Source organism: Streptomyces sp. NPDC034084, from assembly GCF_055575535.1.
The window spans coordinates 211,945-230,429 of the sequence record NZ_JBVISK010000007.1; the positions used below are offsets into that span (position 1 = coordinate 211,945).

The 18,485-nt window shown below is 73.0% G+C and carries 18 protein-coding genes; 5 read left to right on the plus strand and 13 right to left on the minus strand.

The features are described 5' to 3' along the window. Positions 1 to 41: 41 nt before the first annotated feature. From ACZ51I_RS25805 to infC, 5 genes are all read right to left on the minus strand, one after another. On the minus strand, positions 42 to 1,184 hold the full coding sequence (locus ACZ51I_RS25805) for a sensor histidine kinase (protein ID WP_468880105.1): 1,143 nt from the start codon (positions 1,182 to 1,184) through the stop codon (positions 42 to 44). An 81-nt stretch (positions 1,185 to 1,265) separates the two neighbouring features. Then, positions 1,266 to 2,105, minus strand: coding sequence for a TrmH family RNA methyltransferase (locus ACZ51I_RS25810; protein WP_468880107.1), 840 nt, complete (start codon positions 2,103 to 2,105; stop codon positions 1,266 to 1,268). Positions 2,106 to 2,213: 108 nt separating this feature from the next. After that, positions 2,214 to 2,600, minus strand: coding sequence for a 50S ribosomal protein L20 (gene rplT / locus ACZ51I_RS25815; protein WP_017241732.1), 387 nt, complete (start codon positions 2,598 to 2,600; stop codon positions 2,214 to 2,216). A gap of 106 nt (positions 2,601 to 2,706) precedes the next feature. Further along, positions 2,707 to 2,901, minus strand: coding sequence for a 50S ribosomal protein L35 (gene rpmI / locus ACZ51I_RS25820; RefSeq protein WP_015032399.1), 195 nt, complete (start codon positions 2,899 to 2,901; stop codon positions 2,707 to 2,709). A gap of 124 nt (positions 2,902 to 3,025) precedes the next feature. After that, positions 3,026 to 3,712 (minus strand): translation initiation factor IF-3, encoded by a 687-nt coding sequence (gene infC, locus ACZ51I_RS25825; protein ID WP_468880111.1) that lies wholly within the window; start codon positions 3,710 to 3,712, stop codon positions 3,026 to 3,028. Positions 3,713 to 4,043: 331 nt separating this feature from the next. Between infC and ACZ51I_RS25830 the strand changes: the two genes are divergently transcribed. Continuing rightward, complete coding sequence (locus ACZ51I_RS25830) at positions 4,044 to 4,421, plus strand: DUF1844 domain-containing protein (RefSeq protein ID WP_468880117.1); 378 nt, start codon at positions 4,044 to 4,046, stop codon at positions 4,419 to 4,421. Positions 4,422 to 4,425: 4 nt separating this feature from the next. Here ACZ51I_RS25830 and ACZ51I_RS25835 read toward each other — a convergent pair whose 3' ends face one another. From ACZ51I_RS25835 to ACZ51I_RS25845, 3 genes are read right to left on the minus strand one after another with little or no spacing between them, the layout of a single operon-like run. Continuing rightward, entirely contained in the window at positions 4,426 to 5,160 is a 735-nt protein-coding gene (locus ACZ51I_RS25835; RefSeq protein WP_468880123.1) for an SseB family protein, read from the minus strand. Positions 5,161 to 5,194: 34 nt separating this feature from the next. Further along, a complete protein-coding gene (gene mycP, locus ACZ51I_RS25840) occupies positions 5,195 to 6,376 on the minus strand; it encodes a type VII secretion-associated serine protease mycosin (RefSeq protein WP_468880126.1) in 1,182 nt (393 codons plus the stop codon). Then, positions 6,373 to 7,752, minus strand: a complete 1,380-nt coding sequence (locus ACZ51I_RS25845; RefSeq protein WP_468880128.1) for a hypothetical protein — start codon at positions 7,750 to 7,752, stop codon at positions 6,373 to 6,375. Before ACZ51I_RS25845 ends, mycP begins: the two co-directional genes overlap by 4 nt. A gap of 108 nt (positions 7,753 to 7,860) precedes the next feature. On the opposite strand from ACZ51I_RS25845, the gene ACZ51I_RS25850 reads away from it, so the two are divergent. Next, entirely contained in the window at positions 7,861 to 9,063 is a 1,203-nt protein-coding gene (locus tag ACZ51I_RS25850) for an amino acid deaminase/aldolase (RefSeq protein WP_468880130.1), read from the plus strand. Here ACZ51I_RS25850 and ACZ51I_RS25855 read toward each other — a convergent pair. The 4 genes from ACZ51I_RS25855 to ACZ51I_RS25870 form a co-directional block, all read right to left on the minus strand. Next, on the minus strand, positions 9,060 to 10,316 hold the full coding sequence (locus ACZ51I_RS25855; protein ID WP_468880132.1) for a haloacid dehalogenase-like hydrolase: 1,257 nt from the start codon (positions 10,314 to 10,316) through the stop codon (positions 9,060 to 9,062). The two genes, ACZ51I_RS25850 and ACZ51I_RS25855, sit on opposite strands and share 4 nt — an antisense overlap. Before the next feature lie 87 nt (positions 10,317 to 10,403). Continuing rightward, positions 10,404 to 11,186 (minus strand): 3-oxoacyl-ACP reductase, encoded by a 783-nt coding sequence (locus tag ACZ51I_RS25860; RefSeq protein WP_468880135.1) that lies wholly within the window; start codon positions 11,184 to 11,186, stop codon positions 10,404 to 10,406. After that, entirely contained in the window at positions 11,183 to 12,547 is a 1,365-nt protein-coding gene (locus ACZ51I_RS25865; protein ID WP_468880138.1) for an aldehyde dehydrogenase family protein, read from the minus strand. Before ACZ51I_RS25865 ends, ACZ51I_RS25860 begins: the two co-directional genes overlap by 4 nt. Positions 12,548 to 12,570: 23 nt before the next feature. Further along, complete coding sequence (locus tag ACZ51I_RS25870) at positions 12,571 to 13,935, minus strand: glutamine synthetase family protein (protein ID WP_468880141.1); 1,365 nt, start codon at positions 13,933 to 13,935, stop codon at positions 12,571 to 12,573. Positions 13,936 to 14,024: 89 nt separating this feature from the next. Between ACZ51I_RS25870 and ACZ51I_RS25875 the strand changes: the two genes are divergently transcribed. From ACZ51I_RS25875 to ACZ51I_RS25885, 3 genes are all read left to right on the plus strand, one after another. Then, entirely contained in the window at positions 14,025 to 14,753 is a 729-nt protein-coding gene (locus ACZ51I_RS25875; protein WP_116161919.1) for a FadR/GntR family transcriptional regulator, read from the plus strand. A gap of 118 nt (positions 14,754 to 14,871) precedes the next feature. Beyond that, entirely contained in the window at positions 14,872 to 16,305 is a 1,434-nt protein-coding gene (eat, locus tag ACZ51I_RS25880) for an ethanolamine permease (RefSeq protein WP_468880143.1), read from the plus strand. Positions 16,306 to 16,333: 28 nt separating this feature from the next. Continuing rightward, entirely contained in the window at positions 16,334 to 17,014 is a 681-nt protein-coding gene (locus ACZ51I_RS25885) for a gamma-glutamyl-gamma-aminobutyrate hydrolase family protein (RefSeq protein ID WP_468880146.1), read from the plus strand. Between the two features lie 34 nt (positions 17,015 to 17,048). Here the strand turns inward: ACZ51I_RS25885 and ACZ51I_RS25890 are convergent, their stop codons facing one another. Then, positions 17,049 to 18,482, minus strand: coding sequence for a purine-cytosine permease family protein (locus ACZ51I_RS25890; RefSeq protein ID WP_468880149.1), 1,434 nt, complete (start codon positions 18,480 to 18,482; stop codon positions 17,049 to 17,051). Positions 18,483 to 18,485: the final 3 nt, after the last annotated feature.

Here is an 18,485-nt window from a genome sequence, read left to right on the forward strand (position 1 = left end):
CGGGCGGCTCCTGATCTCGTACGGTCTCGGCTGCTGAGACGTCAGAGAAGGTGGGCCGGGGTGCCGACGGGCAGGATAAATCGGAACTCGGCCCCGCCACGGGGGCCGCGCCCGACGGTGATGGTGCCGCCGTGGGCCTCGACGACGCCCTTGACGATGTAGAGGCCGAGGCCGGTGCCGCCGCGCTTGCTGCCCCGCCAGAAGCGGGTGAAGACGCGGCTCATCGACGCTTCGGGGATGCCGGGTCCCTCGTCGCTCACGGTGACCTCCGTCCCCTCTTCTCCGTCGTCGCCCAGCGTGGTGGGTGCCACCTCGATGGTGACGGTTCCGTCGCCGTGGCGCACCGCGTTTTCGAGGAGGTTCCCCAGGATCTGGTCGATCTTGTCGGGGTCGGCCCAGAGCGCGGGCAGCTGTGGCCTGATCCGTACGAAGAAACGGTCCGGGGACTGGCCGCCGGTGATGTGCACCTGGATGTGGCGGCCGATGGCGGCGGCGATGTCGACGGGCTGGCGGCGCACTTCGAGGCGTCCGGAGTCGATCCGGGAGATGTCGAGGAGTTCGGCGATGAGCCGCTTGATGCGGCCCGCGTCGGCGTCGACCGTCTCCAGCATGAGCCGCTTCTGCTCGTCGTTGAACCGCTCCCACTTGTCGAGGAGGGTGGCGGTGAAGCCCTTCACGGAGGTGAGCGGGGAGCGCAGCTCGTGGGCGACGGTGGCGATCAGCTCGGCGTGGCTGCGCTCGGTGCGGCGGCGCGCCTCGGTGCCGCGCAGGGAGACCACGACCCGGCGGACGGGTCCGGTGGGGTGCTCGCGGACGTACCGGGCGGAGACAAGGACCTCGCGGCCGCCGGGGAGCAGCAGGTTGCGCTCGGGCTGTCCGCGGCGGGTGGCGAGGCCGCCGTACGGATCGGTCAGCGCCCACCAGCGGCGTCCCTTGAGGTCCTCCAGGGGCAGCGCCTCGTCGAGGGGGAGGCCGAGGGCCTGCTCGCCGGGGACGGCGGTGATGCGTCCGGCGGCGGCGTTGAAGCAGACGACGCGCCCGGTCTCGTCGGCGATGACGAGCCCGTCGGGCAGATCATCGGGGTCGAGCCCGGCGAAACCGGCTGTCGCCGTCGGGCCGGGTGGTGCCGGGGCGTGCGGCGAGGCGCTCCGTGCCTCCGCGGGACTGTCCGTGTCTACCGTCATCCCCGTTCCCCACCCCTCCGTGTAGCGCAGTGGGCCCCCGAGTGGGTCACTCTACTGGGCCCCGGGGGCGGAATGGACCCGTCAGGCGGAGGTCCGGGGGCGCTGGGCGCGGGCGGAGGCGTAGAGGCAGACCGCGGCGGCGGTGGCGAGGTTGAGGCTCTCGGCCTTGCCGTGGATCGGGACGCGGACGATGGCGTCGGCGAGCGCCCGGGTCTCCTCGGGCAGTCCCCAGGCCTCGTTGCCGAAGATCCAGGCGGTGGGCCCGCCCATGGTGCCGGCGTCGAGCTCGTCGTCGAGGTCGTCCTGCCCGGCGCCGTCGGCGGCGAGGATCCGTACGCCCGCGCTCTTGAGCCCGGCGACGGCCTGCTCGACGGGGACGCCGACGGCCACCGGCAGGTGGAAGAGGGAGCCGACGGAGGCGCGGACGGACTTGGGGTTGTAGAGGTCGACGGAGGCGTCGGTGAGGACGACGGCGTCGGCGCCGGCCGCGTCGGCGCAGCGCAGCACGGTGCCGGCGTTCCCGGGGTCTCGGACGTGGGCGAGGACGGCGACCAGCTTGGGCCGGGCGGCGATGATCTCCTCGAACGGCGAGTCGAGGAACCGGCAGACGCCGACGAGGCCCTGCGGGGTGACGGTCTGGGAGACCTCGGCGAGGACGGCGTCGGAGGCGAGGTGGACGCGGGCTCCGGCGGCGCGGGCGGCGTCGACGATCGCGGCGTAGCGCTCGGCGGCCTCGACGGTGGTGAACAGCTCGACGAGGGTGGGCTCCCCGGTGGTGCCGCGGTGCTCGACGGCCTCGCGGACGGCCTGCGGGCCCTCGGCGATGAAGAGGCGGTCCTTGCCCCGGAAGTTGCGCTTGGCGAGCCGTCGGGCGGCGACGACGCGCGGGGAACGCGGGGAGATCAGCTCGGGGGTGGACATGTGCCTGCGGCTCTCTGACTCGTCGGGTGCGGCGGAGGGGCGGTCAACGCGCCGGACCCGCAGGCGCGAGGCCTGCGGGTCCGGGCAGAAGTACTGCGGCCTGGAAGATCAGGCGGCGGCCTTCGGGGCGTTGACGTCGGCCGGGAGGGCCTTCTGCGCGACCTCGACCAGCGCGGCGAACGCGTTGATGTCGTTGACGGCCAGCTCGGCGAGGATCTTGCGGTCCACCTCGATGTTGGCGGCCTTCAGACCCTGGATGAGGCGGTTGTACGTCATGCCGTTCTGGCGGGCAGCGGCGTTGATGCGCTGGATCCACAGCTGACGGAAGTCGCCCTTGCGCTTCTTCCGGTCGTTGTAGTTGTAGACCAGCGAGTGGGTGACCTGCTCCTTGGCCTTGCGGTACAGGCGCGAACGCTGACCGCGGTAGCCGGAGGCCGCCTCGAGAATCGCCCGGCGCTTCTTGTGGGCGTTGACTGCCCGCTTGACGCGTGCCACTTGTTAACTCCTTGTAGCGGGGTCGCGGTGGTGCTCACACGACCCGAAATACGAATGGATCCCGGTCTCAGCCGGATGCCCCCGTCGCCGGAGGCGGGAGATCAACTCAGATGCCCAGCATCTTCTTGATCTTGGCGGCGTCACCCGGGGCCATCTCGGCGTTGCCGGTGAGGCGACGCGTCAGCTTGGACGACTTGTGCTCGAGCAGGTGGCGCTTACCGGCGCGCTCGCGCAGGATCTTGCCGGAGCCGGTGACCTTGAAGCGCTTCTTGGCACCGGAGTGCGTCTTGTTCTTCGGCATCGCGCCGTATCTCCTCGTCAGTGGCGCTCCCGTCCGGTGCGGACACCGGACATCCGGGAGCGTCAGATCTTCGTTTGGTGGTTCGGGGCGGGGCCCAGGGCTGCCTGGATGGCAGCCCGTCGGGTCACGCCTCGGGGGTCTCGGCCGGAGCCTCGGACTCGACCGGGGCCTCGGACTCGGCGGCCGGAGCCTCGGGCGCCTCGTCGGAGGCGACGCCCTGACGCTCGGCCTTGCGTGCGGCCTGGGCCTCACGCGCCTCGGCCATGGCCTCGGTCTTCTTCTTGTGCGGGCCGAGAACCATGATCATGTTCCGGCCGTCCTGCTTCGGGTTGGACTCGATGAAGCCAAGCTCCTCGACGTCCGACGCGAGCCGCTGCAGCAGCCGGAAGCCAAGCTCGGGACGGGACTGCTCACGACCACGGAACATGATCGTGATCTTGACCTTGTCGCCCTGCTTGAGGAACCGGACGACGTGACCCTTCTTGGTGTCATAGTCGTGCGGGTCGATCTTCGGCCGGAGCTTCATCTCCTTGATGACCGTGTGCGCCTGGTTCTTGCGCGCCTCACGGGCCTTCATGGCCGACTCGTACTTGAACTTCCCGTAGTCCATGAGCTTGCACACGGGCGGACGGGCGTTCGCCGCGACCTCGACCAGGTCGAGGTCGTACTCCTGTGCGAGCTCCAGGGCCTTGGCAAGCGGAACAATCCCGACCTGCTCGCCGCTGGGTCCGACAAGTCGCACCTCGGGAACGCGAATCCTGTCGTTGATGCGGGGCTCGGCGCTGATGGATCCTCCTAGGTAGCACCACACGACCGCCTGGCGGACGGACGCGCAACGTCTGTTTTCTGAGACCGACCGAGCCGGAACATGAAAAACGCCCCGGACGGTACACAGGCGGGGCTCCACGGAAACCGGAGCACCACCACGGTGAACCGCGGGGCGCGCATCGGGCGGCTCCATCGTCCGTACGGAACGATGGGCGCCACCTGACCGGAGTGACCCGCCACCCGCGAGGGTGGTCAGGTGGGAGTACGGAGCCTCCACTTGTGGGCCGGACACAGAGGTGTCCAGCCGGTCGTTACACAAGGTTAGCAGGACCCGGCGGTCGGCGCGAACCGTACGTCCGCTTATCGTGTGGGGCATGAGCGAGACGCCCCAGAACGAGTCCCCGGACTCCCCCGAAACCCCCGACTTCGAATCCATGACCCGCGACATCGCGGAGGTCCCGGCGGTCGAGGTGATCGTGACGGTCGCCGTCAACCTGATGAGCGCCGCCGCGGTGAAGCTCGGGCTCACCGAGGAGGGCGAGGAGCACAAGGACCTCGACGAGGCGCGCAAGCTGATCCACGCCCTCGCGGGTCTCCTGGACGCCGGCGCGACGGAGGTCTCCTCCTTCCACGCGGCTCCGCTGCGGGACGGCCTGAAGTCCCTCCAGCTCGCCTTCCGCGAGGCGTCCCTGATCCCGGACGAGCCGGGCCAGGGTCCTGGCGAGAAGTACACCGGACCGGTGTACGGCTAGAGGGTCACTTCTTGATGTAGAAGGGCTCGCCCGGAGGCGTGGCCGAGACCGGCAGGAGTGCCAGGTCGAGGCCCCGCACCAGGCGGGCCCTCAGTGTTTCGTCGGCGGCCAGGGCGCGGGCCACACGCTGGGCCGCCTCCGCGGGAGCGGCGTCCGGGGCGAGGACCAGGGCGACGGTGCCGTCGGCGGTGCCGGGGCCCAGGTGGGCGCGGAGCACCGCGGGCTCGGCGGCCACGGCGGCGCGCACGGCCTCCCGCACGGCCGGGTCGTCGAGCGGGTCGGTGCTCGAGCGGCCCTCGGCGAGGGCGAGCAGCGCGGGGCCGGTCACCTGGTACGGCACGGGGCCCGCGAGGTCGAGGACGAGCGTGTCGGCCTTCTCGTGGGCGGCCGCCTGGAGCGCCTGGTGGAGGGGGACGGCGACGGGCCGGGCCGCCGGGTCCCAGAGGGCGAGCGAGGCGATCGAGGTGAAGGCCGGGAGGGCCCGCCGGTCGCCGGCCGTGAGGGTGGGGACGGCCATGTCGCTCGTCTTCTCCTGCTTCAGGCCCGTCTCGGGGTCGATCTCGACCTCGCCGAGGACAGCGACGACGGGGACGAGCAGCCGGGCCCCCTTCAAAGCTTCGAGGACCGGGCCGTGGGCGGTCCGGTCCTCCGCCCAGGCCGCGAGGGCCGCGGCGAGCCGCGGGTCGGCGGTGCCGTCGTCGTCGGAGAAACCGGGGTCCGGGATGTTCTTGAGCGCCACCCCCCGAGCCTAACCGCCGGGTCCGGGCCCCCGGCTAGGAGGTCCGGTGGGCGCGCCGGAGCGCCACGGCGGCGAGGAGGAGCAGGGCGCCGAGTCCGCCGGCGACGGGGGCGAGCAGGCCGAGGGGGCGGCTCTCCTCGGCGGCGGGGACGGGGCCGGGGCCGAAGTAGCGGCCCTGGTAGCCGGTGGCGGTGTTCTTGGGGTCGCCGCCCTTGATCCGGCCCCCGGCGGCGATCGCGGCTGCCGGGTCGACCGTCCCGTACCCCTTGGCGTCGCTGCGTCCGCCCTTCGGCCGGTTGCGGGCGGTGTCGACGAGCAGCCGCTTGACCTGGGCGGGGGTGAGGTCGGGGTGCGCGGCGCGGACGAGGGCGACGGCGCCGGAGACGAACGCGGCGGCGGCGCTGGTGCCCCAGCCCTCGTAGTAGCGGCGGTCGGGGTCGGCGATGACGATGTCGTCGCCGGGGGCGCTGACCGTGGCGTACCAGCGGCGGGTGGAGAAGGAGGCGTGGGTGCCGTAGCGGTCGACGGCGGTGACCGCGATGACGCCGGGGTAGGCGGCGGGGTACGAGATGTGGTCGCCCTTCTCGCCGCCGTTGCCGGCGGAGGCGACGACGGAGACGCCCCGGGAGAGGGCGTACTGGACGGCGGCGTCCTCGCCCGCGTCGGGGTGGGCGGACTTGGAGTCGTCACCGAGGGAGAGGTTGATGACGTCGGCGCCGTGGTCGGCGGCCCAGCGGATGCCCTCGGCGAGGGCGGTGCCGCGGGTCTTGCGGGCCTTGTCGCGGGCGCCGTCGGTGGACTCCAGGATGACCCGCACGGGGAGGATCCGGACGTCCGGGGCGACGCCGAGGACGCCGTCCTGGGCGCCCGGGCCGTGGCCGTGTCCCGCGATGATGCCGGCCATGGCGGTGCCGTGCCGGGCCCAGGAGCGGTCGCCCTTCGACGCGCCGAAGCCGATGAGGTCGCGGCCGGCGAGGACCGAGCCCGCGAGGTCGGGGTGGCCGGCGTCGACGCCGGTGTCGAGGACGGCGACGGTGACGCCCTCGCCCCTGGTGGTGCGCCAGGCCTGGGTGGTGTGGAGGGCTTCGAGGCCCCACTGGCGGGCCCGGATGGTGTCGGCGTGCGCGGGGGTGGTGGCGGGCAGGACGGAGAAGGCGGCGGCGAGCAGGGCGACGGCGCCGCCACGGGCCCTGCGCCGGTGGGCGGGGCGGGTCACCGGGCGGTCTCCTTGGCGGCCGTCGTGGCGGCCGCGCGCAGCAGTCGTACGAGGCGCTCGGTGATGCCCTTGGCCTCGTGGCCGAGGCCGGACTGGGCGGTGGCGTCGGTACGGTCCCGGGCCATGGCCCGGTCGGCGGGGACCGGGCCGCCGTCGACGGTCCGGCCGTCGGCGAAGCCGGAGACGGCGGTGACGACGACGGGGAGATCGGCGGGGGCGTTCAGCCACCAGCCCGCGCGCTGGGCCGCTCCGAAGCGGGAGGCGACGGTGCCGGGACCGGCGAGGGCCGGGGGCACGTCCGTGCCGAGGCGGGTGGTGAGGTTCTGGCCGAGGCCGCGCTGGGTGGTGGCGTCGGCATGGGTGAAGACGAGGCCGACGGTGATCACGCTGCTGGCGGTGGCGTCGGTGTACGTGGCACGCAGGACGCGCTCGCAGCCGAGGGGCTGGACGGTGGCGAGGAGGCCCTTGGCGAGGACGGCCGGGGTGCAGGCGGTGTCCGGGGCGACGACGATCCGGGTCCAGGTACGGGCGGCGCCCCCGGGGCCGGCGCCGGGGCCGGGGAGGGTGCGGGGGAAGAGCGTGTCGACGGGGGCGTTGTGCCAGAGGTCCTTCGCCTCCGCGTACCCGAGGGGTTCGGCGGGCTTCCCCGGTTCGGCGGCGGCCAGCCACACGCCGGCGAGGGCCCCGCCGATGAGCCCGAACCCGAGCACGGCGCAGACGGCGACGGCGAGACTCCGCCCGACACCCGCGCGCTCCCGAACGACCCGCAGCCGCGTGGTGACCTCGGTCGGCGCCTCGGGGGGCAGGGCACCGGGGCCGCGGTACGGGGGGAGGGACGGCGACTGTACGCGCCCGGGGCCGGCGGAGCGCCCACCGGCGACACCGCCGAGCCGGGAGGGGCCGCCCAGGGGGTGGCCGGGGACGGCTGCGGGCCGTACGGCGGCGGTTGCGGGCCGGGCGGGGGCCCCGACGGACGGGGCAGGGGCGGCCGAGGGCCGGGCGGGTGCGGTCGTCGGCCGGGCGGGAACGCCCGTCGGCCCGGCGGGCGCCGTCGTGGGCCGGGGCGGGGCGGATGGCACGGCCGCCGACGTGGGCGCTGTCGGGACGGGCGGCGCGGCGGCGACCGAGGAGGACGGCGCGGCCGCCGGCACGGGCGGGGCGGGCGGGGCGAACCGGGTGGTTGGCGCGGCCGCCGACACGGGCGGCGCGGGCGCGGGCGGCGCGGGCGCCTGGGCCGGAGGCGGCTGTCGGGGGTCCCGTGGAGGGACGGGGCGGAGGCGGGTGGTCGTCTCCGCAGCGGGGACATCCGCGTCGGCCGGGGACGCGAGCAGGGCCTCCGTGATGCGGGAGGCCGTGGGGCGGTGCTCGCCGGTCATCCCCGTTCCCCCGCTCGTGTCGACAATGCCCGTCACTCTACGGGCTGTTCCCCCGCGCGCGGGAACCAGGGGCTACCCACCCGTAAACCTGTCTGGCAAGCTCGGCCCATGACTCCCCGTGCCGCCGACCGGGCCCGTTACGACCGGGCCACCGCTCATCTCGACGCGCCCGTGGCGATCGTCGACCTGGAGGCCTTCGACGACAACGCGGCTGACCTCGTGCGCCGGGCCGGGGGCAAGCCGGTCCGGGTGGCGAGCAAGTCCGTGCGGTGCCGGGCGCTGCTCGAACGGGTCCTCGCACGGGACGGGTTCGCCGGGATCATGTCGTTCACGCTCGACGAGTCGCTGTGGCTGGCGCGGGCCGGGTTCGAGGACGTCCTCCTCGCGTACCCCTCGGCCGACCGTTCCGGGTGCGGGGAGCTGGCGCGGGATCCGAAGCTGGCCGCCGCCGTGACCGTGATGGTGGACGACGTGGCGCAGCTCGATCTGATCGACGCCGCCCGCGCGGGCGGGACGGAGGAGGTGCGGGTCTGTCTGGAGCTGGACACCGCGCTGCACCTCTTCGGCGGGCGCGTCCGGGTCGGGGCGCGGCGCTCCCCGCTGCGGGAGCCCGCCCAGCTGGCCGAGCTGGCCCGTTCCGTGGTGCGGCGCCCGGGTTTCCGGCTGGTCGGGATCATGGCGTACGAGGGGCATGTCGCCGGGGTCGGGGACGCGGTCGCGGGCCGGCCCCTCCGGTCGCGGGCGGTCCGTCTCATGCAGTCCGCCGCCCGCAAGGAGCTCGCGGAGCGGAGGGCGGCCGTGGTGCGGGCCGTCCGGGCGGTGGCGCCGGACCTGGAGTTCGTGAACGGCGGCGGCACGGGAAGCGTGCAGCACACGGCCGCCGAGGACGCGGTGACGGAGATCGCGGCCGGCTCGGGCCTGTTCGTGCCGCGTCTCTTCGACAACTACACGTCCTTCAGCGGCCGCCCGGCCGCGCTCTTCGCGCAGCCGGTGGTCCGCCGCCCGGGCGTGGGCGTGGTGACGGTGCTGGGCGGCGGCTACCCGGCGTCGGGTGCCGCGGGCCCGGACCGGCTGCCCGTCCCGTACCTGCCGGAGGGGCTCAGGTACGACCCGCAGGAGGGTCCCGGCGAGGTGCAGACCCCCCTGCTCGGCTCCCCCGCCGACGACCTGCGGATCGGTGACAAGGTCTGGTTCCGGCACGCGAAGGCCGGGGAGCTGTGCGAGCGGTTCGAGAGCCTGCACCTGGTCGAGGGCGATCGCGTCACGGCGACCGTGCCCACGTACCGGGGTGAGGGGCGGACCTTCCTCTAGTGGACGGTGTCCAGCTGGTCCGGGACGATGCTGCCGTCGGCCCGCCGGACCGGCTGCGCGCTGCCGTCGCTCGCCGTGTAGGCCGTGGTCGAGCAGGGGTACGCGCTCGGCTTCGGCTTCTTCGGCTCGATGAACATGGGGTTGACGAGCCAGCGGCCGTCCCCGTTCTCGTACGCCCGGCACATGAGTTCGTTCTTGTTGCGGTTGAGGACGAGGCGCAGCCCGGTGGCGTCCCGCAGGAACGAGACGTCGGTGTCGGAGTCGCCGGCGGCGAGGACCTGGCGACGGGAGGCGGGCTGGACGTGCTCGGCGGCGGGGCCCCGGACGCCGAGGATCTCCTGGTTGATCCAGCAGCGCTTGCCGTCGATGTAGGTGATCATCGCGTCCTCGCCGTCCCGGACGGTGCCGCAGCCCTTGAGGTGGCTGGTGAGACGGCCGTGGTCGGTGGTGTTGCGGATGCCGAGGGCGTGGGAGGGGTCGACGCCGACGCCCTTCGCCCAGACGTCGACGACGGGTTCGGGCGAGGCGGAGACGATCCAGACGTCGAAACCGCCGTCCTGGAGGGCGCGGATCAGGTCCCGCTGCTGGTCGTAGTACCGGACCCAGCCGGTGACCCGGGAGGAGCCGGCCTGCTGGGCGGCGCCCTGCGGGGCGGCGAGGTTCTCGGCGCGGGCGGCGGCCGCGAAGGAGGCGGCCTGGCGGGTGGTCCAGCCGTGCAGGAGCTGGGCGAGCCAGGCGTACTGCGGCTCCATGCGGCGGCGGTCGTGGCCGGCGAAGGCGGTCTTGCCGCCGGTGGTGGCGCCCGAGCCGTAGACGGAGAGGAGCTCGTCGGCGCAGCGCGTGTCGGTGGCCGTGGGGAGGGTGCGTACGCCGGTGGGGCAGGCCTCGCCGAGGGCGGTCGCGGCCTCGGGGGTGAGGTACCGGCTGGTGGTGGACCAGTCGCCGTCCTTCGGGGGACGGATCCGGTCGTTGCGGAGGAGCCAGTAGAAGGTGGCGTCGCCGACGTCGTTCTTGATGACGGTGTTGTCCCAGTCGAAGACGGCGACGGGTTTCCTTCCCCGGGGCCCCTTGTCGCCGCAGTGGTCGGCGATGAGGGCGTCGATGCGCGCCTTGTTGTCGCCGTACCAACCGTCGGAGACCTTCAGGGCAGGGCATCCGGTGGGCCTCGCCTCGGCGTTCCCCGCGGGGAAGAGGCCGGTGACGGCGAGGGCGAGGGCGGCCGCCGCGGCGGAGGTGCGGAGCTTGCCGTTCATGAACACTCTCCTGGGTGTACGCGGACAGCCGGGCGCCTTGCGACGCCCGGCTGTCGGGTGGGGGAACGGGGTGGCGGCGGCGAGGGTCTAGAGGGGGGTCACGTACGCGCCCGAGATGCCGCCGTCGACGAGGAAGTCGCTGGCGTTGACGAAGGAGGAGTCGTCGCTCGCGAGGAAGGCGACTGCGGCGGCGATCTCCTCGGCCTCGGCGAAGCGGCCGACGGGGATGTGGACGAGGCGGCGCGCGGCCCGCTCGGGGTCCTTGGCGAACAGCTCCTGGAGGAGCGGGGTGTTGACCGGTCCGGGGCAGAGGGCGTTGACGCGGATGCCCTCGCGGGCGAACTGGACGCCGAGCTCGCGGGACATGGCGAGGACGCCGCCCTTGGAGGCGGTGTACGAGATCTGGCTGGTGGCCGCGCCCATGATGGCGACGAAGGAGGCGGTGTTGATGATGGAGCCCTTGCCCTGGCGGCGCATGTAGGGCAGGGCGGCCTTGCAGCAGAGGTAGACGGAGGTGAGATTGACGTCCTGGACGCGCTTCCACGCCTCCAGGCCGGTCTCCAGGATGGAGTCGTCGTCGGGCGGCGAGATACCGGCGTTGTTGAAGGCGATGTCGACGGAGCCGTAGGTGTCGAAGGCCGTCTTGAAGAGGGCCTCGACCTCCTCGGGGTCGGTGACGTCGACCTTCACGAAGGTGCCGCCGACCTCCTCCGCGGCCGCCTTGCCCGCGGTCTCGTCGATGTCGGCGCAGACGACGTTGGCGCCCTCGGAGGCGAGGCGGCGGGCGGTGGCGAGGCCGATGCCGCTGCCGGCTCCGGTGATGACGGCGGTACGGCCGACGAGGCGGCGGCAGATGATCTCGTTGCTCACAGTGCGGGGCCCTCCGTGCTGATGAAGACGTTCTTGGTTTCGGTGAAGGCGGTCAGGGCGTCGGGGCCGAGTTCGCGGCCGAGGCCGGACTGCTGGTAGCCGCCGAACGGGGTCCAGTAGCGGACGCTGGAGTGGGAGTTGACGGAGAGGTTGCCCGCCCGGACGGCGCGGGAGGCGCGCAGGGCGCGGCCGACGTCCCGGGTCCAGATGGAGCCGGACAGGCCGTACTCGGTGGCGTTGGCGAGGCGGATCGCGTCGGCCTCGTCCTCGAAGGGGAGGACGACGGCGACGGGCCCGAAGATCTCCTCGACGGCGCAGGGGGCGTCCTCCGGGACGCCGGTGAGGACGGTCGGCGGGAACCAGAAGCCGGGGCCCTCGGGTGCCTTCCCCCGGATTCCTTCGAGATCGTCGGTCACGTAGGAGCGGACGCGGTCGAGCTGGGCGCGGGAGATGAGCGGGCCCATCTGGGTGCGCTCGTCGGCGGGGTCGCCGACGACGATCTCCTCGACGGCGGGGGTGAGGAGCTCCAGGAAGCGGTCGTACGCGCTCCGCTGGACGAGGATGCGGGTGCGGGCGCAGCAGTCCTGGCCGCTGTTGTCGAGGAAGGACATCGGAGCGGCGGCCGCCGCGGCCTCCAGGTCCGCGTCGGCGAAGACGATGTTGGGGCTCTTGCCGCCGAGTTCGAGGGTGACCCGCTTCACCTGGCCGGCGCACTTCGCCATGATCGACTTTCCGACCCGGGTGGAGCCGGTGAAGACGATCTTGGCGATGCCTGGGTGCTCGACGAGCGCGTTCCCCGCGACGGGGCCGGTGCCGGGCAGGACCTGGAAGAGGCCTTCGGGCAGGCCCGCCTCCAGAGCGAGTTCGGCGAGGCGGAGCGCGGTGAGGGGGGTGGTCTCGGCCGGCTTGAGGAGGACGGCGTTGCCGGCGGCGAGGGCGGGTGCGGTGGCCCAGGCGGCGATCGGCATGGGGAAGTTCCAGGGGGCGATGACGCCGACGACCCCGAGCGGTTCGAGGATCGTGACGTCCAGGCCGCCGGCCACCGGGATCTGGCGGCCGTTGAGGCGCTCCACTCCCCCGGCGGCGAAGTCGAGCAGGTCGCGGACGTTGCCGGCCTCCCAGCGGGCGTTGCCGATGGTGTGACCGGCCTCGGTGACCTCCAGGCGGGCCAGCTCCTCGGCGTGGTCGTCGACGGCGGCGGCGAAGCGGCGGAGCAGCCGGGCCCGGTCGGCGGGCGCGGCGGCGGCCCAGCCGCGCTGTGCGGTGGCGGCGCGGGCGACGGCGGCGTCGACGTCGGCGGGGGTGGCGGCGGGGACGGTGGCGACGAGTTCCTCGGTCGCCGGGTTCAGTACCTGGAGCAACTCTTCCTCTTCTTTCGTCTTCGTCACAGGCGTTCGAAGGAGCGGCGCAGCTCCCAGTCGGTCACCGCCGCGTCGAAGGCGTCGAGTTCGACGCGGGCCATGTTGCGGTAGTGGGCGACGACCTCGGCGCCGAACGCGGCCTTGGCGATCTCGCTGGTCTCCCAGAGTTCGGCGGCCTCGCGCAGGGTGGTGGGGACGTGCGCGTAGTCGGCGGTGTAGGCGTTGCCGGTGCACGGCGGGGGCAGTTCGAGGCGCTGCTCGATGCCGTACAGGCCCGCGGCGACCAGGCCGGCGACGGCGAGGTACGGGTTGACGTCGCCGCCGGGGAGGCGGTTCTCGAAGCGGGTGGAGCGGCCGTGGCCGACGACCCGGAGCGAGCAGGTGCGGTTGTCGTGGCCCCAGGCGACGGCGGTGGGGGCGAAGGAGCCGGGCTGGAACCGCTTGTAGGAGTTGATGTTCGGGGCGTAGAGGAGGGAGAAGTCGCGGAGGGCGGCGAGCTGTCCGGCGAGGAAGTGCCGCATGGTCTCTGACATGCCGTGCTCGTCGTCCCCGGCCATGACGTTCTGGCCGTCGGCGTCCTGGAGGGAGAGGTGGATGTGGCAGGAGTTGCCCTCGCGCTCGTTGTACTTCGCCATGAAGGTGAGCGAGCAGCCCTCCTGGGCGGCGATCTCCTTGGCGCCCGTCTTGTAGACGGCGTGCTGGTCGCAGGTGACGAGGGCCTCGTCGTACTTGAAGGCGATCTCGTGCTGGCCGGGGTTGCACTCGCCCTTGGCGGACTCGACGGTGAGTCCGGCGCCGGTCATCTCGTTGCGGATCCGGCGCAGGAGGGGTTCGACGCGTCCGGTGCCGAGGACGGAGTAGTCGATGTTGTACTGGTTGGCGGGGGTGAGGCCGCGGTAGTTCGCGTCCCAGGCCTGCTCGTAGCTGTCCTTGAAGACGATGAACTCGAGCTCGGTGCCGACGTGGGCGGTGAGGCCGAGCTCCGCGAGGCGCTCCAGCTGGCGGCGGAGGATCTGGCGGGGCGCGGCGACGACGGGGGTGCCGTCGGCCCAGGCGAGGTCGGCCGTCACCATGGCGGTGGCGTCGTTCCAGGGAAGGCGGCGGAGGGTGGTGAGGTCGGGGTGCATCGCGAAGTCGCCGTAGCCGCGGTCCCAGGAGGACATCTCGTAGCCCTCGACGGTGTTCATCTCGGTGTCGACGGCGAGAAGGTAGTTGCAGCCCTCGGTGCCGTGGCCGAGGACCTCGTCCAGGAAGAACGGTGCGGCGAACCGCTTGCCCTGGAGTCTTCCCTGCATGTCGGGGAAGGCCAGGACGACGGTGTCGATGTCGCCGCTCGCGACGAGGGCGCGCAGCTCCTCGACGGTGAGCGGGGGTGTGCGGTCTGCCACGGGATTGCTCCTCCTTCGGCCTGCCGGGAGCCATAAGGTATTGCGGAAGACCATTGCTTGGGAAGTGCTGGAGGAAGGGAAACGAGAACGTGGCCAGTACGAGTGAATCGGCGGACCGGCTGACGCCCGTGCTGCGGCCGGTGCGGGCGGGCAACGGATTCGAGGAGGCCCTGGAGCAGATCCTCCAGGTGGTACGGCTCGGTCTGGTGCCCGGCGGGGAGCGGCTGCCCGCCGAGCGGGAGCTCGCCGACCGGATGGGGATCAGCCGGGTGACCCTGCGCGAGGTCCTCAAGGTCCTCCAGGAACAGGGGCTCGTGGAGAGCCGGCGCGGCCGGTACGGCGGGACGTTCGTGCTGCCCCGGGTGCAGACGGCCGACGAGGACGAGCTGCGCCGCCGGATCGCCACGGTCGACATGGAGGACACCCTGCGCTTCCGTGAGGTTCTCGAGGTGGGCGCCGCCGGTTTGTGCGCGGCCCACGGCCTGGACGCGGCGGGAGCCGAGCGGCTGCGCACGGCCGTCGCGGCGACCCATGACGCCCCGCTGGCCGATTACCGCCGCCAGGACACCCTGCTCCACCTGACGCTCGCGGAGCTCTCCGGCTCGCCGACGCTGACGGCCCAGTACGCCGCCGTCCGCGCGACGGTGAACGACCTGCTGGACTGCATCCCCCTGCTCGTGCGCAATCTGGAGCACTCCCAGCACCAGCACACCGCCCTGGTGGAGGCCGTCCTCGACGGGGACGCGGACGCGGCGCGCGAGGTGATGCGGGAGCACTGCGCGGGTACGGCGGCGCTGCTGCGGGGCTTCCTGACGTGAGCCCGGCACCGGGGACGGCGTAACCCGAAAGTAACGCACGGGGGTTGCGCTCCCCCGTCGGCCACCGCAAAGGTATGGATCCAATCCATTGGGCCCGTTGCGGGGAGCTGACGCTGCCATGACGCTCGAAGACACCACGCCGTCGAAGGACGATTACCTGGAGCGGCGGGCGCTGCGCCGCGGCAGCGCCGGCTGGCTGCTGCTGACCGGTCTCGGCGTGGCGTACGTCGTGTCCGGGGACTTCTCCGGCTGGAACATCGGCCTGTCGAAGGGCGGCTTCGGCGGCCTCGCCGTCGCCACCGTCCTGATGGGCGCGATGTACGCCTGTCTGGTCTTCGCGCTCGCCGAGCTCTCCGCCATCCTGCCCACCGCGGGCGGCGGCTACGGCTTCGCCCGCCGGGCGCTCGGCACCTGGGGCGGCTTCCTCACCGGCACCGCGATCCTCATCGAGTACATCCTCGCCCCCGCCGCGATCTCCATCTTCATCGGCGACTACGTCGAGTCCCTCGGCCTCTTCGGTCTGGAGTCCGGCTGGCCGGTCTATCTGGTCTGCTTCGCGCTCTTCATCGGCATCCACCTGTGGGGCGTGGGCGAGGCGCTGCGCTTCAGCCTGATCGTGACGGCGATCGCGGTCGCGGCCCTGGTCGTCTTCGCGCTCGGCGCGCTCACCGACTTCCACGTGGACGGCCTGAACGACATCCCGGTCGACGGCGAGGCCCTCGGGTCGAACTCCTGGCTGCCGTTCGGGCTCCTCGGCATCTGGGCCGCGTTCCCCTTCGGGATGTGGTTCTTCCTCGGCGTCGAAGGTGTGCCGCTCGCCGCCGAGGAGGCGAAGGACCCGGTGCGGTCGATGCCCAGGGCGCTCGCGATCTCCATGGGCATCCTGGTGCTCCTCGCCGTCATGACCTTCTTCGCGGCCACCGGCGCGCGCGGTTCGGCCGCCGTCCAGGAGGCCGGCAATCCGCTGGTCGTGGCGCTCCAGGGCGACGGGGCGCCGACGGCGCTCAGCCGCTTCGTGAACTACGCGGGCCTCGCGGGCCTGGTCGCCTCCTTCTTCTCCCTCATCTACGCCGGTTCGCGCCAGCTGTTCGCCCTCTCCCGGGCGGGCTACCTGCCCCGGTTCCTCTCCCTGACCAGCCGCCGCAAGTCGCCGTACCTGGGCCTGCTCATCCCGGGCGCCCTCGGCTTCGCGCTCGCCGCCGGGACCGGGAACGGCGCGCGGATGCTGAACATCGCGGTCTTCGGCGCCACCATCTCGTACGCCCTGATGGCGCTCTCCCACATCGTGCTGCGCCGTCGCGAGCCGGGGCTGCACCGGCCGTACCGCACGCCCGGCGGGATGGTGACCTCCTCGGTGGCCTTCGTCCTGGCCCTCTCGGCGCTGGTCGCGACCTTCCTGGTGGACCGGACGGCGGCGTTCATGGCGCTCGGGGTGTACGTGATCGCCCTCGCCTACTTCGCGTTCTACAGTCGGCACCGTCTGGTGGCCAGGGCACCCGAGGAGGAGTTCGCGGCGCTCGCCGCGGCCGAGGCCGAACTCGAACGCGACTGATGTCCCTTCCCTTCCTGGAGGACCTTCCGTGACCAAGCCGCTCATCGGCGTGACCACCTACCTGGACCGGGCGCGCTGGGGCGTGTGGGACATGACCGCCGCTCTGCTGCCCGCTCGGTACCCGCGTCTCGTACGGGAGAGCGGCGGGCTCGCGGTGATGCTCCCGCCGGGCGGGCCCGAGGACGCGGCGGCGGTCGTGGCCCGGCTCGACGGCCTGGTCGTCGCGGGCGGGGCGGATGTCGAGCCCGTACGGTACGGGGCCGAGCCCGAGCCCCGTACCGGCCCGCCGGCCCGCGCCCGGGACACCTGGGAACTGGCCCTGATCGACGCGGCGCTGGCCTCCGGCACCCCGCTGCTCGGCATCTGCCGGGGCATGCAGCTCCTGAACGTGGCGCTCGGCGGCACGCTGGTCCAGCACCTGGACGGGCACGTGGAGGCGGTCGGGGTGATCGGCCGGCACGCGGTGAAGCCGGTGCCGGGCACGCTGTACGCCTCGCTGGTGCCCGAGCTGACCGAGGTGCCGACCTACCACCACCAGGCCGTGGACCGCCTGGGCGCGGGGCTCGCGGCCTCGGCCCACGCGGAGGACGGCACGGTGGAGGCGGTGGAACTGGCGGCGCCGGCCTGGGCGCTCGGGGTGCAGTGGCATCCGGAGATGGGCGAGGACCTGCGGGTGATGCGGGGGCTGGTGGAGGCGGCGGGGCGGTGACGCGCGAGTCGCCCGCCGGTCGCCGCCCCGCGGCTCAGTCGCTCGTCGCCGCGACCGCGCGGCGGCCGAGGAGCACGTACAGGCCGGAGGCGACGGTCATGCCGACCGGCAGGGAGAGGTCGACGCCGCCGAGCGCCGTGGCGACCGGCCCGGTGTAGAGGGTGTTGACGCAGAGGGCGGCCGAGGCCACGCCCGCCACCAGGGAGAAGGCGCCCGCCCGGTTGACGCCGCCGGTGAACCAGAAGGGGCTGCCGGGGGTCTCGTCCGAGAGCGCATGGCCGTCGTAGCGGTTGCGCCGCAGCACGATGTCGGTGGCGTACACGGCCATGAGGGGGCCGATCAGGACGACGATCACCTGGAGGGCGTTGCTGACGGTGTCCAGGAAGTTGGACACCAGCAGACCGTACAGGGTGAGCGCGACCGCGACGGCACCGTCGAAGAGGACGCTGACGGTCCGCCGGACGCGCAGGCCCACGGCCTGGAGGGCGAGTCCGGCGCTGTACGCGGTCAGGGCGTTGATGGAGATCGTGCCGAGGACCAGGGCGAGCAGGAAGACGGGCACGAACCAGCGCGGCAGGATCTCCTGCAGCGCGTTCTGGGGGTCGGTCATGTCGACGGCCGTGGCGGCGAACGCACCCAGCGAACTGACCAGGACGCTGGGGACGAAGGCGCCGAGGGCGGTCCATCCGGCGATCGCCTTCGGCGAGGACGTACGGGGCAGGTAACGCGAGAAGTCGGCGCTCGTCGTGTACGAGAGCGGGCCCGAGGCGATCATCGTGACGCCCGCGACGAGCACCGCCCAGAGGTCGGCGCCGGCCGGCGGATCGACGGGCGTGTACGAGAAGTCGGCGTGACGGAAGACCGCGAGGGCGACGACGGTGAAGGCACCCGCCAGGGCCAGGGTGATGGGCAGGTACAGGCTGATGATCAGGGCGTGGCCGTAGACGCTGATCGCGAGGGTGAGCGCGGCGATGACGACGGTCACCGCCACCTCGACGGGGACGTTCGCGGTGATGCCGGCCTTCTCGACGAGCGCGAAGGCGGCGGTGGCGGCGGCCGCGAGGTTGAGCGCGAAGTAGCAGACGGAGACGAGCCAGCCGCCGATCGCGTTGTTCACCCGATTGCCGATCACGCCGTACAGGGCGCGGGTGATCACCTCGCTCGGCGCGCCCGCGGCCGGTCCGGAGGTGGCCAGGAGCCCGGTCAGCACCCAGAAGAGATTGCCCACGACGATCACGCCGACGGCCTGCCAGGGGCTCAGGCCCATCAGGACGAGGGCGCCGCCGATGACCAGGCTGAGGTAGTTGACGTTCGCCGCGGCCCACACGGAGAAGAGCTCACGCGGGTGTCCGTGTCGCTCGCTTTCGGGGATGTGATCGATGCCGTGGGCCTCGATGCGGCCGGGCCGGTCGGCCGGCGGAGCGACCTCGGCGCGGGCGGCGCCGGGGTCGGGGAGCGTGGAAGCCATACG